At 63.6% G+C, this 14,731-nt stretch carries 17 protein-coding genes; 6 read left to right on the plus strand and 11 right to left on the minus strand.

What is annotated here, in order from left to right:
- Window positions 1-163 precede the first annotated feature (163 nt).
- Together FJ430_RS12460 and FJ430_RS12465 are read left to right on the plus strand one after the other, a co-directional pair.
- Window positions 164-1,033 (plus strand): AraC family transcriptional regulator, encoded by an 870-nt coding sequence (locus tag FJ430_RS12460; protein ID WP_140703906.1) that lies wholly within the window; start codon window positions 164-166, stop codon window positions 1,031-1,033.
- Between the two features lie 122 nt (window positions 1,034-1,155).
- The gene (locus FJ430_RS12465) at window positions 1,156-1,725 is read left to right on the plus strand and encodes a dihydrofolate reductase family protein (RefSeq protein WP_140703904.1); all 570 of its coding nucleotides are present in this window, start codon (window positions 1,156-1,158) and stop codon (window positions 1,723-1,725) included.
- On the opposite strand, the gene FJ430_RS12470 is transcribed toward FJ430_RS12465, so the two are convergent.
- The 7 genes from FJ430_RS12470 to FJ430_RS12500 form a co-directional block, all read right to left on the minus strand.
- A complete protein-coding gene (locus FJ430_RS12470) occupies window positions 1,722-2,657 on the minus strand; it encodes a ribose-phosphate pyrophosphokinase (RefSeq protein ID WP_126059768.1) in 936 nt (311 codons plus the stop codon). The two genes, FJ430_RS12465 and FJ430_RS12470, sit on opposite strands and share 4 nt — an antisense overlap.
- A gap of 189 nt (window positions 2,658-2,846) precedes the next feature.
- Window positions 2,847-3,470 (minus strand): hypothetical protein, encoded by a 624-nt coding sequence (locus FJ430_RS12475; RefSeq protein WP_140703902.1) that lies wholly within the window; start codon window positions 3,468-3,470, stop codon window positions 2,847-2,849.
- A 55-nt stretch (window positions 3,471-3,525) separates the two neighbouring features.
- Window positions 3,526-4,677: a M24 family metallopeptidase gene (locus FJ430_RS12480; protein ID WP_140703900.1), complete on the minus strand. Its 1,152-nt coding sequence runs from the start codon at window positions 4,675-4,677 to the stop codon at window positions 3,526-3,528.
- The gene (gene pgeF, locus FJ430_RS12485; RefSeq protein ID WP_140703898.1) at window positions 4,677-5,465 is read right to left on the minus strand and encodes a peptidoglycan editing factor PgeF; all 789 of its coding nucleotides are present in this window, start codon (window positions 5,463-5,465) and stop codon (window positions 4,677-4,679) included. The genes FJ430_RS12480 and pgeF overlap by 1 nt, the downstream gene beginning before the upstream one ends.
- Before the next feature lie 88 nt (window positions 5,466-5,553).
- Window positions 5,554-6,621, minus strand: coding sequence for a class I SAM-dependent methyltransferase (locus tag FJ430_RS12490; RefSeq protein ID WP_140703896.1), 1,068 nt, complete (start codon window positions 6,619-6,621; stop codon window positions 5,554-5,556).
- Window positions 6,618-7,472: a prolipoprotein diacylglyceryl transferase gene (gene lgt, locus FJ430_RS12495; protein ID WP_140703894.1), complete on the minus strand. Its 855-nt coding sequence runs from the start codon at window positions 7,470-7,472 to the stop codon at window positions 6,618-6,620. Before lgt ends, FJ430_RS12490 begins: the two co-directional genes overlap by 4 nt.
- A gap of 104 nt (window positions 7,473-7,576) precedes the next feature.
- A complete protein-coding gene (locus FJ430_RS12500; RefSeq protein WP_140703892.1) occupies window positions 7,577-7,816 on the minus strand; it encodes a BrnA antitoxin family protein in 240 nt (79 codons plus the stop codon).
- Between the two features lie 210 nt (window positions 7,817-8,026).
- Here FJ430_RS12500 and FJ430_RS12505 point away from each other — a divergent pair, with 210 nt between their 5' ends.
- The 3 genes from FJ430_RS12505 (at window position 8,027) to FJ430_RS12515 (ending at window position 9,521) form a co-directional block, all read left to right on the plus strand.
- Window positions 8,027-8,329, plus strand: coding sequence for an accessory factor UbiK family protein (locus tag FJ430_RS12505; protein ID WP_140647557.1), 303 nt, complete (start codon window positions 8,027-8,029; stop codon window positions 8,327-8,329).
- Between the two features lie 313 nt (window positions 8,330-8,642).
- On the plus strand, window positions 8,643-9,143 hold the full coding sequence (locus FJ430_RS12510; RefSeq protein WP_040989643.1) for a YbjN domain-containing protein: 501 nt from the start codon (window positions 8,643-8,645) through the stop codon (window positions 9,141-9,143).
- An 18-nt stretch (window positions 9,144-9,161) separates the two neighbouring features.
- Window positions 9,162-9,521, plus strand: a complete 360-nt coding sequence (locus FJ430_RS12515; RefSeq protein ID WP_140703890.1) for a tRNA-binding protein — start codon at window positions 9,162-9,164, stop codon at window positions 9,519-9,521.
- Here the strand turns inward: FJ430_RS12515 and FJ430_RS12520 are convergent.
- From FJ430_RS12520 to FJ430_RS12535, 4 genes are all read right to left on the minus strand, one after another.
- On the minus strand, window positions 9,513-10,577 hold the full coding sequence (locus FJ430_RS12520; RefSeq protein WP_140704316.1) for a glycosyltransferase family 4 protein: 1,065 nt from the start codon (window positions 10,575-10,577) through the stop codon (window positions 9,513-9,515). The two genes, FJ430_RS12515 and FJ430_RS12520, sit on opposite strands and share 9 nt — an antisense overlap.
- Window positions 10,578-10,852: 275 nt before the next feature.
- Window positions 10,853-12,268, minus strand: a complete 1,416-nt coding sequence (locus FJ430_RS12525) for an ATP-binding protein (RefSeq protein ID WP_140653379.1) — start codon at window positions 12,266-12,268, stop codon at window positions 10,853-10,855.
- Window positions 12,269-12,318: 50 nt separating this feature from the next.
- Complete coding sequence (locus FJ430_RS12530; RefSeq protein WP_095766537.1) at window positions 12,319-13,038, minus strand: response regulator; 720 nt, start codon at window positions 13,036-13,038, stop codon at window positions 12,319-12,321.
- On the minus strand, window positions 13,025-13,555 hold the full coding sequence (locus tag FJ430_RS12535; RefSeq protein ID WP_413467846.1) for a MarR family winged helix-turn-helix transcriptional regulator: 531 nt from the start codon (window positions 13,553-13,555) through the stop codon (window positions 13,025-13,027). The genes FJ430_RS12530 and FJ430_RS12535 overlap by 14 nt, the downstream gene beginning before the upstream one ends.
- Before the next feature lie 258 nt (window positions 13,556-13,813).
- On the opposite strand from FJ430_RS12535, the gene FJ430_RS12540 reads away from it, so the two are divergent.
- Window positions 13,814-14,707, plus strand: coding sequence for a branched-chain amino acid aminotransferase (locus tag FJ430_RS12540; protein ID WP_140653382.1), 894 nt, complete (start codon window positions 13,814-13,816; stop codon window positions 14,705-14,707).
- Window positions 14,708-14,731 lie beyond the last annotated feature (24 nt).

The following is a 14,731-nucleotide window of genomic DNA, read 5'->3' on the forward strand; positions in this document are numbered from 1 at the left end:
GCAATGCTCCGTAGTCTTGTTGGAGCATGATCTTGTCCGAAAACCGGTTCCCACTTTTCGGGATCATGCTCTAGGCGGCGAACCGCAGGCGGCCTTATAGGCCTGTTGCCAAGCGACTTCTTTCGTGGTTTGGTCCAATAGTTTCGCAAGTGGGCCACATCCGATGCCAAATAGCCGGGAGATATTCAGAGGCGACGCCGCCGAGCTCGGCCGGCTGCATGAAAGCCGCTGGCAATGGCTGGAACAGGCCGTCGGGCCGGCGGTCGCGCTGCCGACCGAATATCCGGACGGCTATCGCGTGCCGCAGCACCGCCACAGCCGCAGCCAGCTGCTGCACGCGCTGGTTGGCGTGGTCCTGGTGACGACCAGGCACGGACGCTGGATGGTGCCGCCCGACCATGCGATGTGGATACCGGCCGGCACCGAGCACGCCGTCGAGATGCTCGGCGACGTCTCGATGCGCTCGGTCTATGTGATGCCGGACGCTATTGCCGGCCTGCCGGAAGGCTTGCGCGTCGTCGGCATCACCGAGCTGATGCACAGCCTGATCGTCGAATCGGAGAAGCTGCCCCAGGGCGGCGAGCTCGAAGGGCGTGCCGCGCTCGTCATGGGACTTTTGCTGCACGAGATCCCGAGCCTGCCGGAACGGCCGCTCGGCCTGCCTTTCCCGTCCGATCCGAAGCTCGCGGCGCTTTGCCGGCGCTTCGTGGCAGCCCCTTCACCGCATGCGACTATCGACGAATGGGCGGATGCCGCGGGCATGAGCCGCCGGTCGTTCACCCGCGCCTTCCACCGCCAGACCGGGCTGTCGCTGTCGACTTGGCGCCAGCAGGCCTGCCTGTTCGCGGCGCTGCCGAGGCTTGCCGACGGCGAGCCGATCACCAGGGTGGCGCTCGATCTCGGCTATGACAGCGTGCCGGCCTTCATCACCATGTTCAAGCGCATGCTCGGCGCTTCGCCGCGCGGCTATATGCGTGGCGCGCGCGATGCCGGTGAGAACCAGCGCCGCACAGGCGGTCCGATCGCCGCGTGAAGCAGCGCCCGCGGTATTGAGCGGTTCGCCCGTTCTCAGCACAGGTTCTATTTTCCAAATACTGATTGCGAATTGCAATCAGTTGTGCTCTTTTTGCTGGAGGCAAAATCGGAGGAAGCCTAGTGGCGACGATCGTCTATGCCATGCTGACATCGCTGGATGGCTACATCGCCGGGCCGAGCGGAGACATCGACCTGCCGGTTCCCGAGGAAGAATTGCATCGGCATTTCAACGACGAGATGCGACGGACATCGATCGCGCTTTGCGGGCGCAGGATGTATGAAACCATGCGCTTCTGGGACAGCCCGGAGCGCGGGATCGCCGCTGAAGACGTCGAGCGGGATTTTGCCCGCGCCTGGCGAGAGACGCCGAAGGTCGTGTTTTCGACCACGCTTCAGGAGGTCGGGCCGAATGCCCGGCTGGTGAAGGCTGACGCGGAGGCGGTGGCAAGGACCCTCAAGACGGATACAGATGGCGAGATTTCCGTCGCTGGCGCCGAGCTTGCCGGGTATTTTGCGCGTGCCGCGCTGATCGACGAGTACCGGCTTTACGTGCATCCGGTCGTGCTGGGCGGCGGCAAGCCATATTTCCGGTCCGGCCTGTCGCTGGCGTTGAAGCCGCTCGGCACGGAGCGCCTTGCGCAAGGGGTGACGCTGCTGCGCTATGCGCCCGCGGCGACCAGTTTTGATTAATCGAACAGGCTCGACACCGATTCTTCCGTGGCCGTGCGCGAGATCGCTTCGCCCATCAGGTCGGCGATCGAAATGACACGGATATTCGGCGCGTCGAGTACGCCCTGCGTCGGCTGGATGGAATCGGTGATCACCAGTTCCTGCAGCTTCGATCCGGCGATGCGGGCAACGGCGCCGCCGGAGAGCACGCCGTGGGTGATGTAGGCGGTGACGGAGGTCGCGCCATTGGCGAGCAGCGCGTCGGCCGCGTTGCAAAGCGTGCCGCCGGAATCGACGATGTCGTCGATCAGCAGGCAGTCCTTGCCGGCGACGGCGCCGATGATGTTCATGACTTCCGATTCGCCAGGGCGCTCGCGGCGTTTGTCGACGATGGCGAGTTGCGCGTCGAAACGCTTGGCCAGCGCGCGCGCCCGCACCACGCCGCCGATGTCGGGCGACACGACGACGACGTTGCCGAGCTGCTTGTACTTGGCTTTCACGTCGCGGGCCATCACCGGCACCGAGAACAGATTGTCGGTCGGGATATCGAAGAAACCCTGGATCTGGCCGGCATGCAAATCGAGCGTCAGCACGCGGTCGGCGCCGGCGCGGGTGATCATGTTGGCGACCAGCTTCGCCGAGATCGGCGTGCGGCCGGAGGCGCGGCGGTCCTGCCGCGCATAGCCGAAATAGGGGATGACCGCCGTGATGCGTCGTGCCGAGGAGCGCATGAAGGCGTCCATCATGATGAGCAGTTCCATCAGATGGTCATTGGTCGGATAAGAGGTCGACTGCAGGATGAAGACATCCTCGCCGCGCACGTTTTCCTGGATCTCGACGAAGATTTCCTGGTCGGCGAAGCGCCTGACGCTGGCCTTCCCCAGCGGGATGTTGAGATAGCGAGCGACCGCTTCGGCCAGCACCCGGTTGGAATTGCCCGCGAAAAGCTTCATGCACCGTTCCTGGTGAAGGATGGAGAGGCCGGAGAGACTCTCATAAGCCTTTTATGCGGGCTTTTAGCGGGCCGGGCCGGTATTGCAAGCCTCGTTGTGGGGAATCCTTCCGGCGACCGCAACAAACACGGAAAACATCGCAAGCCGGCAACAGTTTGGCCGGCAACAGTTTGGCCGGCAACAGTTCGGTCAACCGGCGCCGCCGCCGAGCCAGGCGGCGAACTGGTCGATCGTCTGGTCGGCTATGGCCTGCATGGTCGCGGGCGCCACCGTGGGCCAGCCCTCGCCGCTGCCGGCCGCAGGCGCCTTCTGCAGGCCATTGATGCGGTGCAGGCGATTGCCGGAGGGGTCGTAGATGTCCCAGACATAGATCACGGTCGTGTCCTTGCCCTCGGACATCGTCGAAAAATAGCCTTTCAGCACATGCGTAGCCGTCTGGTCCGTGCTGCCGACGAGCGTCAGGCCGCGCTGCCGGGCTCGGGTCTGCAGTTCCGCCGTCAAGGGCGCCGCGGCCTCCACCGTGGCGCCGACGATCGGCGCCACTTGCAGCCGCGTCCTGGCGAGGACGGCGGTCTGTGCCGGCGTTGCGCGTGTCGCGGGCGACGCTGCGGTGGAAGGCGCGGGCGAAGGAGCAGCCGCGGTCGTGGTCGGAGACGTGGCCGTTGTCGATGAGCCCTGCGGGGCAGGCAAAGACTGGGCCGAACTCGCCGTCGGGGTGATGGCCGAAGGTTCCAGTACGTCCTTGGCGTTGGTGCAGGCGCCAAGCGCCAGCGCCGCAAGCAATGACACGGTCGGCACCCGCGATCGTCTCATTTGCCTGAAAACTCCCTACTGGCGAACGCCCCCGCGTGAACCAACCATTATGGATTCACTGCACGATCAAGTCGAGATCATGGCGCGACAGCGGCTTCGGCGCCGATTCCGTGGTGAGGTAGGTGCGGCCAAGCGTCATTGCGCTCTCGGTCTCGGAGTCCATGATGATCATATGCGCGAACAGCGTCATATTGGGTGCGATCGGTTCCGTGTTGCCCTGGTAGAACATCGGCATGTCCATCCAAGACGGCGTGAAGCGGGCGCCGACCGAATAGCCGCAGGCATTCAGCCGATGCTTGGTCAGATTGTGCGCTTCGAGCGTGCGGGCATGCGCGTCGAAGACATCGCCGAACGTGTTGCCCGGCGTCATCGCCTTTTCGACCGCGAGCAGGGCGGCACGGGAAGCGTCGAACAATTCCTGGTGACGTTTCGACACTTTGCCGGTCAGCACGGTGCGCATCATGGGAGCATGATAGTGGTGGAAGACGCCGGCCCATTCGAGCGTCAGCTGGTCGTTCTTGGTGAGCTTGCGGCGGCCGGCCTTGTAGCGGCAGAGCAAGGCATCGGCGCCGGAGCCGATGATATACTCGTTGGCGGGATAGTCGCCGCCGCCGGCAAAGACCGCGCCCTGCATGGCGGCAAGGATGAGCCCTTCGTCGCCGCCCTGCTTGATCAGGGGCAGGGCGGCTTCCAGCGCGTCGTCGGAAAGATTGGCGGCCTTTTCCGCCTTGGCGATTTCGGCCGGGCTCTTGAACAGGCGCAGGCGGCCAACGATGCCGGAAGCATCGGCGATCTGGCCGAAGGTCTGCAATTGCTCGTCGAGGCGCCGGCCGTTATAGGCGGTCAGGCCGTGGGTGTCGTATTCGACGCCGATGCGGGCACCGAGCAGATCGAGGTCGTTGAGCAGGTTGCGCAGGTCGATCGCCGGGTTGGCGCCCTGACGATCGGTCCACAGCACGATGTTTTCGATGGTCGAGGTATGGCGCGCCTGCCTGAGATCGGCCGAACGGGTGAGCAGCACCATCGAACCGTCGGCCTTCACCACCAGGCACTGGAAGAAGCAGAAGCCGAACGTGTCGTAGCCGGTCAGCCAGTACATGCTCTCCTGCGCGAACAACAGCACGGCGTCGAGCTTCTTCTCGGCCATCTCGATCAGCAGCCGGTCGCGCCGCGCGTCGAATTCCGATCGTTCGAAATGCAGCGCCATTACTCTTTCTCCAGGACGATTGCCGAAACCTGGCGCCCGTAATCCGCTTCCTTGCGGTGTGTGGTGCGCCGGTAGGAATAGAAAAGGTCTTCTTCCGCGTAAGTGCAGCGGCCAAGGCCCTCGGCGGTCACGCCGGCCTTGCGCAGCCGGTCGACCGTATATTGGTTGAGGTCGAACATCGAGTGGCCGGCGGTCGTCGATGGCCTGAAATAGCGGGGGTTGTCGGCATCGGCCTCGACGAAGCGGGCGACGAATTCCGGCCCGACCTCGTAATTGTCGGGGCCGATGGAAGGACCGAGCACGGCGACGATGCGCTCGCGGCGGGCGCCGAGGCCTTCCATGGCAAGGATAGTGTTCTCGAGCACGCCGGTGAAGGCGCCTTTCCAGCCCGCATGGGCGGCGCCGATGATGCGCGCCTCGGCATCGGCAAACAACACCGGCCCGCAATCGGCGGTCGAGGCGCCGATGGCGATGCCCGGACGGTCGGTGACGATTGCATCGGCCTTCGGGCGAGGGCCCGCGAAGGGTTCCCTGGCCACAATGACATCCGGCGAGTGGACCTGGTGCGCTGTCAACAGGTGATCGGCCGGCACGCCCATCCAGTCGGCAACGCGTCGCCGGTTCTCGGCGACCAGTGTCTGATCGTCGCTGGAGCCCGTGCCGATGTTGAGCCCCCGATAGATGCCGTCGGAGACGCCGCCGATGCGGGTGAAATAGCCGTGGCGCATGCCTTGCGCCTTTTCAAGCAGCGGCGAGCGTACTGGATCTGGTCTGGTCTGATTCAGCATGGTTGGGTTTGTCGTCCGTGCAAGGCGGTTTCGTCAAGGCGAAGTTCGGACGACAAAGAGGGCCAGGCGGCAGGACGCGCCCGCCGGCTCAAGCAGCTCTCGTCGCCGGCAGGATCTTCATCACCTTGAAAAGCTCGCCCATCGCGTCGGGGCCGGCCAAGCGTTCGACCGCATCGGAGATGGCTTGACGGGCTTGCTCATCAGCGTTCGCACCGAGCGCGCCGGCGCGCTCGATCAAGCCCATGCCAAGCAGGAATTCTCCCTGTGTCGTCATCTCGACACGAAGCCCATGAGGACGGACCGCTGTCGCAAGGGCGGCGAAATCGACATGCGATGTGAGATCGGCCTCGCCGGGGCCGGCCAGCACGTCTTCACGCCGATGCCGGCGCAAGGCCTGCAAGGTGTCGCCGATGCCAGGCTGCAAATGGCCGTAGTCGATAAAGAGGCCCGCGCCGCCCTGGGCAGCGATGCGCGCCGCGATCGCCGACATCAGTGCTACACGGGCCGGTGCCACTTCGGCGATCGCGCCTTCGGGCGCGTTGGAGGCATCTTCGGGCAACAGCGTGGGGTCGAGCGAGCCCGCGCCGGCAAAGAAGCGCAGCTCGTCATTGTCGTCGAGGCCGACCACGCGCTCGCGCCAGCTTTCGCCGACATGCACGAACTGCCGGATCGGCACTGCGTCGAAGAGTTCGTTGCCGACGATGAACAGCGGCTGCCGCGGCAGCGTGTCGATGGTCTGATGCCAGTCCAGCTTTGCGTCCTGGCCGGCAAGCGTCTCTCTTTGGATTTCGACAAGGCGCGGGCTGGTCTCGATGAGGGCAAACGAGACCTTGCCGGTAAGTGCCGGGTCGAGCTGCGACCAGGTGCGCAGCATGTCCTTCATCAAGGTGCCGCGGCCGGGACCGATCTCGGCGACGGTCGCGGGCAATGGCCGGCCGGCGCCCTGCCAGGCCTGGTAGAGCCAGACCGCGGCGAGCTCGCCGAACATCTGGCTGATCTCGGGCGCGGTGATGAAGTCGCCGGCGGCGCCGAAGGGCTCGCGCGTGGTGTAGTAGCCCGCGTCGGGATCGAACAGGCAGAGCGCCATATATTCGCTGACCGGGATCGGCGCCGTCGCGCCGATCAGGCCTTTGATGCGCTCCTTCAGCCGGGTCATGCCGTCTGCGGTTGCGCCATCGGCTTTGCGGTGACCATGGCCCAGATGCCGGCGAGCACCATCGGCGTGGACAGGATCATGCCCATGGTCAGCCAGTTGGTGCCGAGCAGGTAGCCGAGCTGCTGGTCGGGCTCGCGGAAGAACTCGACGAAGATGCGCGACAGGCCGTAGCCGCAGATGAAGGCGCCGCCGACGAAGCGCGGCGTTTTCAGCTTGAGGCGCGAATGGGTGAGGAAGCGCAGCACCAGAAACAGCACCAGGCCTTCGAGCAAGGCCTCGTAGAGCTGGCTAGGGTGCCGAGTGAAGGGCCCGCCATTGGGGAATTCGATCGCCCATGGCACGTCCGAAGGCCGGCCCCAGAGCTCCGAATTGATGAAGTTCGCGACACGGACCAGGCCCAACCCAACCGGCACGCCGGCCGACACCACATCGAACAATGTCCAGGTGTGGATGCGGCGCCTGAGCGAAAACAGCGTCATGGCGAGGATAACGCCAAGCAGGCCGCCATGGAACGACATGCCGCCCTGCCAGACCGCGAAGATGTCGAGCGGATGCGCGACGTAGCGCGGCAGGTCGTAGAAGAGCACGTACCCGGTGCGTCCGCCGAGCACGACGCCGATCGCCGCCCAGACGATGAAGTCGTCGAGGTCCTCGGGCTTCATCGGCAGGCGGCCGTCCGGCCAGAGGCGAGAATTGGTGACGAGGCGCTTGGCGTACCACCAGGCGAACAGGATGCCGACGATATAGCCGACGCCGTACCAGTGCACCGCGAGCGGCCCGATGTTGACGATGACCGGATCGATGTTGGGGAAGGGCAGGGAGGCCAGCGGCAGCAGGAAATATTCGCTCAAACTGGGGTCTCCCGGTTGCGGTCGTCTGTCGGGCGGACCATGCGGCAGGGTTTTGGCAGGGTCAAGGCAAGGTGGTGATTGCCTTGATTGTCACAGAGGTGGTCTTAAACCGGTGGCTTGCCGACGACAATTTGCCTTAGAGCGTCGTTGATCCTGTCCTGCCAGCCGGGACCATCTTCCTGGAAGTGGTCCAGCACAGCTCGATCGATCCTGATCGAAACAAGCTCTCTGACGTTTGGCGCGGTGGCGGGCTCGCGAATCGTGGGCGCCGGTTTTTTGACTGGCTTGAAGGCGGCTTCCGCGGCGGCCATCGGATTTGTCGGTCGGCGTGGGGGCGTTGCCATTGGTTGACCCTGGACTGAAGAGCGCTGAAGCAATACGCAACACACTAGGCGATTGGGTGCCCTCAAGTACAGTCTGGGGCGCTTGCGGAGCTTTGCATAAGGCAATTCACCGCCATGCGCCATAGCAACGCACAGGACGCATCAACCCTTAACGTTCTTGCATTCCGCGGCGCTCGCCACTACGTCAAAACGACAAAGCGAGGATCTGCCATGTCGACCGGACCGAACCGCATTCTCGATGAATTCGCAAAGATCATGACCGACGCCGCGGGTGCCGCGCAGGGCGTGCGGCGCGAAGTGGAGACGGCGTTCCGGGCTCAGGCCGAGCGCATGCTGAACTCCATGGATATCGTGCAGCGCGAAGAGTTCGAGGCCGTTCGCGAGATGGCGGTCAAGGCGAGGGAAGACAACATCCAGTTGGCGACGCGCGTCGAGGCGCTCGAGGCCAAGCTTGCCGAACTGACCGGACAAGCCGCACCTACGGGTGCTGCAAAGCCCCGCGCAAAAAAATAATCGTTAAACTTTTCCACATAGCGCGATCCGAAAAATCGCTTTGCCGTGAATCGCTTACCGGCATTGCATGAATCTCTGTGACAGCCACCTTTCCACATGCGGATGACGCAGTGCGAAAAATTGGGCTGTTCACGCGACTCCCGATCAATAGACTGAATTTGTTGCATGATTCGAAGCAGGGTCATGCGCCGGGCGGTGGGGTCCGGTTGGGTCTTTGCGTTGGGAAGTCCTGACCGTCCGAGTTCTAGACAAGATTGTTCGTCGTGTGTGCCCCGCGGAGCGTGTGGCGCTCCCCTGAACACAGGAAGCATTCATGGAACTCCTCGAACTCGAATTCTCCCGCGAAATCCACCCGGTGGATGTCATCGAGCAGGTGGCCCACAACAACGACTGGTCCTTCGAGCGCGCCGGCGACGACGAGATTTCGATTTCGGTGGCCGGCAGCTGGACCGATTACCATGTCTCCTTTTCCTGGATGGAGGATTTCGAGGCGCTGCATCTGGCCTGCGCCTTCGACATCAAGGTGCCGGAAACGCGCGCGCTGGAAGTGATGCGGCTGTTGTCGCTGATCAACGAACAGATGCTGTTCGGCCATTTCGATCTGTGGGAACAGGAAGGCGCGATCATGTTCCGACAGTCGCTGCTGCTTGCCGGTGGGGTCGAGCCCTCGAGCCAGCAGGTCGAGGTGCTTCTGTCCTCAGCGCTGGAGGCTTGCGAATGCTATTTCCAGGCCTTCCAGTTCGTCGTCTGGTCGGGTACATCGGCCAAGGACGCGCTCTCCAGCGTGCTCTTCGAGACCCATGGAAACGCCTGAGCCAGGCCGATATCGCCGATGAGTTCCAGCAGCGAGCGCAAGCCGGAGATCAGCTTTGCCGATTTCGACCGTATCGACATCCGTGCCGGCACGATCGTCGAGGCTGAGCCGTTTCCGGAGGCGCGCAAGCCGGCGATCAAGCTGAAGATCGATTTCGGTCCGGCGATCGGGGTGAAGAAGTCGTCGGCGCAAATCACCAAATACTACGCACCGGAAACGCTGATCGGCCGCCAGGTCTTCGCGGTGGTCAATTTCCCGCCGCGCCAGATCGGCCCGTTCATGTCGGAGGTGCTGACGCTCGGCTTTCCCGATGAAGAAGGCGCAGTCGTGCTCGGCGCCATCGAACGCAAGGTGCCGGACGGCGGGCGCTTATTCTAGGACGAGCCTGGGGCTACCTGGAGCCAGCTGATCCTGATCGGCGCGCTTGCTTGGCATTCCCAGCGCTTCGTTGACCACGTCGAGGAACATTTCGGCGCAGGCCTGCCAGCTGTAGCGCATCGCGCGCTGGCGTGCTTCGGCGCGATTGACGTGAAGCGCCTTCATCGCCGCCTCGCCCAGATCGTTCGATACGGCCCCCCCGACGCCATCGCCGACAATGTCGATTGGTCCGGTCACTGGATAGGCGGCGACGGGCGTTCCGCTGGCCAGCGCCTCGATGATGACGTTGCCGAAGGTGTCGGTGCGGCTCGGGAAGACGAAGACGTCGGCCGACGCATAGATCTCGGCCAGCTCGTCGTTCGGGCGGTGGCCGAGGAAATTCGCTTTGGGATAGCGCGCCTTGAGCTTTGCCAGCTCCGGTCCTTCGCCGACGATAACCTTGCTGCCGGGCAAATCGAGATCGAGGAAGGCGGCCAGGTTCTTTTCGATCGCGACGCGGCCGACGCACAGGAAAACCGGGCGGGGGAAGCCGGTTTCCTTGCGCTTGTCGGGCCGGAAATGGTCTGTGTCGACGCCGCGTGTCCAGGGCCTCAGCTTGTTGAAGCCACGCGCAGCGAGATCGTCCGCCAGCGATTGCGTCGCGACGAGCGTGCCCTGTCCCGAATTGTGGAAGTCGCGCAGCCAATTGTAGGCCCAGCTCTCCGGCACCGGCAGGCGGGCGCTGAGATATTCGGGAAAGCGTGTGTGGTAGCTGGTGGTGAAGGGGCGGCCAATCCTTCGGCAATGGCGGCGCGCCATGATGCCGAGCGGACCTTCGGTGACGATGTGGATGTGGTCGGCCTTGGCGGCGTCGATCATACGCGCGACATGGCCAGGCGTCGTCAATGCGAGCCGGATGTCGGGATAGGTCGGCATCGGCAAGGTGTGAAAGAGGTTCGGCGTCAGGAAATCGAGCTCGACGTCGAAAGGTTTCAGCGCCTCGGTGAGACGTTCCAGCGTGTGCACCACGCCATTGATCTGGGGCCGCCATGCGTCGGTGACCATCAGGATCCGCATGGCGATCCCGATGCGCATGACGGTCCTTTGCCGCGATAGTTCCTGGTCGCGCCGGCGTGGTGCCGGAACGGCAGCCAGGCAGCAGCTCGCGCCTCGCTCCAGCGCACCCGGGCGGGCACGGGATCGAAGCGGGGCGGCAGGGCCGAATCAACGAAGGTCGCGCGCTTCATGCGCGCTCTTGACCATGATTTCATGACGGGCGGATGAAGCTGCTTTTTTGATCGAGCATGATCTTATCCGAAAACCGGCTTTCACTTTTCGGGATCATGCTCGGGCTAGGCAGGAACCTTGATGACGGCGCGCAGGCCGCCGAGCGGGCTGTCCTCGAGACCGATGTCGCCGCCGTGGCTGCGGGCGATGTCGCGGGCGATCGACAGGCCAAGTCCGGTGCCGCTGGCGTCGAGGTTGCGCGCCTCGTCGAGCCGCAGGAAAGGCTTGAAAACCTCTTCGCGCTTGTCGGGCGCGATGCCGGGGCCGTTGTCGTCGATGGTGACGGTGAGCGAGCCGCGGCCGTGATTGGCGTGGACCTCGACGGTCTTGGCATAGCGGAAGGCATTGCCGATGACGTTCGACAGCAAACGGGCAAAGGCGTTCGGCCGCACATGCACGGTCGGATCGCCGGTCAGCGCCGTCGTGAGCTTGCAGCCGCGCAATTGCGCTTCCTCGCCGAGTTTCTGGAAATAGGTTTCGAGATCGAAACGGCCGGTGTCCTCCGCCCCCTCGCCGCGGGCAAAGGAAAGATAGCCCTCCAGCATCGACTGCATGTCGTCGATGTCCTGGTTCAGCGCCGCCTTGGTCTCGGATTTGCCGCCGGCCAGCGCCAGTTGCAGCTTGAAGCGGGTGAGGATGGTCCTGAGGTCGTGGCTGACGCCGGTCAGCATCGCGGTGCGCTGCTCGATCTGGCGCTCGATGCGCTCACGCATCTGGATGAAGGCGAAGCCGGCGCGACGGACTTCCTCGGCGCCGCGCGGGCGGAAATCGCGCGGCATCGGCCGACCCTTGCCGAAACTCTCGGCGGCCTCGGCGAGCGTCAGGATCGGCCTGATCTGATTGCGCAGGAAGGGGATGGCGATCATCAACAGCACCAGAGAGGTGCCGACCATCCAGATCAGGAAGATGTGGGTGTTGGAGGCATAAGCCTGGCTGCGCCGCACGAAGACGCGCAGCACTTTGCCTTCAAGCTGGACGCGAACCTCGACGACGTTGGAGTTTCCGACCGTGTCGATCCAGAACGGACGGTTGATCTGCTTCGTGATCTCCGACGACAAGGCCTCGTCGAGGATCGAGAAGAACGGTTTCGGGCCGGGCGGCGGCAGCGGATCTGGCGGCAGCAGATCCACCTTCAACTGCATGCGGTCCTGGGCGATGCGGATGATGTTGGCGTAATCGGCGTCGTGCGGATAGGTCTCCATCATGTCGATGACGGCCGCTATGTCCGAGATAGTCGCCTGCGACAGGCGCTGCGTGACCGTCTGCCAATGGCGCTCCATGAAGACGAAGGCGACCACCGACTGCAGCAGGATCATCGGGGCGATCACGATGATCAGCGAGCGGGCGTAAAGCCGCTTCGGCATATAGAGCGCGACCAGACGCCAGAACCGGTTCCAGGCGCGCGGCATCGCCCTCAGCGTCCGCAATGCGAGATCGCCGAGACCGCTTCCTTTCGGCTTGTCCAGTTGCGTGGTCGCCATTCGCCTTCCGCTCGTCGATGGCCGTTCAGCAAAGGGCCTTCGACGGTAGCTTATTCGACGCTGAGCCGATACCCAATACCGCGCACCGTCTGCAGCCACACGGGATTGGACGGATCGCGCTCGATCTTGCGGCGCAGCCGGTTGATCTGCACGTCGATGGTGCGCTCGCCGACATCCGATTCATCGCCCACCAGCTCATGGCGCGGTATGGTCTCACCCGCACGCGCAGCGAAGATCGCGAGGATCTCCTGCTCGCGGTCGGTCAGCTTAAGCGCCTCGCCGCCGCGCTTCAATTCGCGCTTGGCGATCTGGAACGTGTAGGGCCCGAACACCAGCTGCTCCACCTTCGGCGTCGCCGCCGGGCCGCCACGGCGCAGGATGTTGTTGATGCGCAGGATCAGCTCGCGCGGATCGAACGGTTTCGGCAGGTAGTCATCGGCGCCGGCTTCCAGCCCGGTGATGCGGCTGTCGGTCTCGGACAGCGCCGTCAGCATCAGGATCGGCACGTTCTTCTCGGCCCGCAGCGCCTTGGTGAGGTCGACGCCGGTCTCGCCCGGCATCATCACGTCGAGCACCAGAAGGTCGAAGTCGAGGCCGGCGAGCTTGCGCCTGGCCTCGCCGGAATTGCCGGCCACGGTGACGCGAAAACCGTTCTCGGACAGATACTGCTTGAGCAGGTTGCGGATACGCGTGTCGTCGTCGACGACCAGGAGATGCGGCGCGTCATCGTCGGGCGCTGACGGATGATCAACCTTCTCAATGGTCTCCATGGTTCTTCCCCGATGTTTGCGCAGGCACAATGTCGATCTGCGCTCTTAGTTCCGGATTGACCATCGCTTCCAGGAAGCGCTCGATCGTGGCGCGTTCGGTGGTTCCGGAATCCTCCAATGCCGCACGGATGCGGCGTGACTGTGGCCGTGCCAGCGCCAAGGCCAACGCGCGACCCTTGGCGGTCGGATAGAGTTCGCGCTGCCGGCGGTCGCGCGGACCCTGCACCTGGACGATATGGTCGGTGTCGATCAACTGCTTCAAAACCCGCGCGAGGCTCTGCTTGGTGATCTTCAGCACATCGAGCAATTCGGCGACGGTGAGGCCCGGCCTGCGGTTGACGAAGTGCAGCACGCGATGATGGGCGCGGCCGAAGCCGTAATCGGCCAGGATCTGGTCCGGATCGGAGGTGAAATCGCGATAGGCGAAGAAAAACAGTTCGATGATGGCGAAGTCGATGCCGTCCTCATCGGCGATCGCCGTCCTGATCGGTTTACCGGCTGCGGTGGTCGTCATCATTTCTCCATGCGAGGCGGGAATTATGTCAGTACTATTGACGTAATTTCCGGACAATGATAATTTTTGACAAGCTTTTCGGCGGATTGCGAACGAAAAGGCAAGGGGAAGCCGTTTTTCTGGAACTTCCTGAGTTTGCCACGGATTGAATATCCGCCTACGCTTTCAAGCATTGGCCAGTCTTTCGGATCCTGTGGCGGGGCCGGTACGAAAGGCTTTAAAACACAACGATTTGCGGGCACTCGCCCGCGGGAGGTTTCCATGGCATCCGTTCCCTTCGATCAATTGGACGGCTTCATCTGGATGAACGGCGAGTTCGTCAAATGGGCCGACGCCAAGATCCATGTGCTGACCCATGGCCTGCACTATGCCAGCGCCGTCTTCGAGGGCGAGCGCGCCTATGGCGGCCAGATCTTCAAGCTGACCGAACACAATGAGCGCCTGCATGAATCGGCGCGCCTGCTCGGCTTCAAGATTCCCTATCCGGTCGCCGAGATCGACGAGGCCTGCCGCACGCTGTTGAAGAAACAGGGTTTCCAGGACGCCTATGTGCGCCCGATCGCCTGGCGCGGCAGCGAGCAGATGGGCGTTTCGGCGCAGAACAACCGTATCAACTGCGCCATCGCCATCTGGCAGTGGCCGAGCTATTTCGACCCCGCGCAGAAGCTCAAGGGCATCCGCCTCGATGTCGCCGAATGGCGCCGGCCGGATCCGCGCACCGCGCCGTCCAAGTCGAAGGCCGCGGGCCTCTACATGATCTGCACGCTGTCCAAGCACGCCGCCGAGGCCAAGGGCTACGCCGACGCCATGATGCTCGATTGGCGCGGCCAGGTGGCGGAAGCCACCGGCGCCAACATCTTCTTCGTCAAGGACGGCAAGATCCATACGCCCACGCCCGACTGCTTCCTCGATGGCATAACCCGCCGCACGGTGATCGGCCTGGCGAAGGACCGCGGTTTCGAATTGATCGAGCGCGTCATCATGCCGGAGGAACTCGAAGGTTTCGAGCAGTGCTTCCTCACCGGCACCGCCGCCGAGGTCACGCCGGTTTCCGAGATCGGTCCATACCGATTCGAGGTCGGCGAGATCGCCAAGACGTTGATGAATGACTATTCCGCCGCGGTGCAGCCGAAGCACGCAATCGCTGCAGAATAGCGATAGTCACAGCTTTTTTGTGCA

Source organism: Mesorhizobium sp. B2-8-5 (genome assembly GCF_006440675.2).
Classification (GTDB): Bacteria; Pseudomonadota; Alphaproteobacteria; order Rhizobiales; family Rhizobiaceae; genus Mesorhizobium.

Excerpts from the sequence above, each read along its gene's own strand:
- FJ430_RS12460 (WP_140703906.1), top strand. The coding sequence starts at position 164 with ATGCCAAATAGCCGGGAGATATTCAGAGGCGACGCCGCCGAGCTCGGC.
- FJ430_RS12470 (WP_126059768.1), bottom strand. The coding sequence starts at position 2,657 with ATGAAGCTTTTCGCGGGCAATTCCAACCGGGTGCTGGCCGAAGCGGTC.
- FJ430_RS12475 (WP_140703902.1), bottom strand. The coding sequence starts at position 3,470 with ATGAGACGATCGCGGGTGCCGACCGTGTCATTGCTTGCGGCGCTGGCG.
- FJ430_RS12480 (WP_140703900.1), bottom strand. The coding sequence starts at position 4,677 with ATGGCGCTGCATTTCGAACGATCGGAATTCGACGCGCGGCGCGACCGG.
- pgeF (WP_140703898.1), bottom strand. The coding sequence starts at position 5,465 with ATGCTGAATCAGACCAGACCAGATCCAGTACGCTCGCCGCTGCTTGAA.
- FJ430_RS12490 (WP_140703896.1), bottom strand. The coding sequence starts at position 6,621 with ATGACCCGGCTGAAGGAGCGCATCAAAGGCCTGATCGGCGCGACGGCG.
- FJ430_RS12500 (WP_140703892.1), bottom strand. The coding sequence starts at position 7,816 with ATGGCAACGCCCCCACGCCGACCGACAAATCCGATGGCCGCCGCGGAA.
- FJ430_RS12505 (WP_140647557.1), top strand. The coding sequence starts at position 8,027 with ATGTCGACCGGACCGAACCGCATTCTCGATGAATTCGCAAAGATCATG.
- FJ430_RS12510 (WP_040989643.1), top strand. The coding sequence starts at position 8,643 with ATGGAACTCCTCGAACTCGAATTCTCCCGCGAAATCCACCCGGTGGAT.
- FJ430_RS12515 (WP_140703890.1), top strand. The coding sequence starts at position 9,162 with ATGAGTTCCAGCAGCGAGCGCAAGCCGGAGATCAGCTTTGCCGATTTC.
- FJ430_RS12520 (WP_140704316.1), bottom strand. The coding sequence starts at position 10,577 with ATGCGGATCCTGATGGTCACCGACGCATGGCGGCCCCAGATCAATGGC.
- FJ430_RS12525 (WP_140653379.1), bottom strand. The coding sequence starts at position 12,268 with ATGGCGACCACGCAACTGGACAAGCCGAAAGGAAGCGGTCTCGGCGAT.
- FJ430_RS12530 (WP_095766537.1), bottom strand. The coding sequence starts at position 13,038 with ATGGAGACCATTGAGAAGGTTGATCATCCGTCAGCGCCCGACGATGAC.
- FJ430_RS12535 (WP_413467846.1), bottom strand. The coding sequence starts at position 13,555 with ATGATGACGACCACCGCAGCCGGTAAACCGATCAGGACGGCGATCGCC.
- FJ430_RS12540 (WP_140653382.1), top strand. The coding sequence starts at position 13,814 with ATGGCATCCGTTCCCTTCGATCAATTGGACGGCTTCATCTGGATGAAC.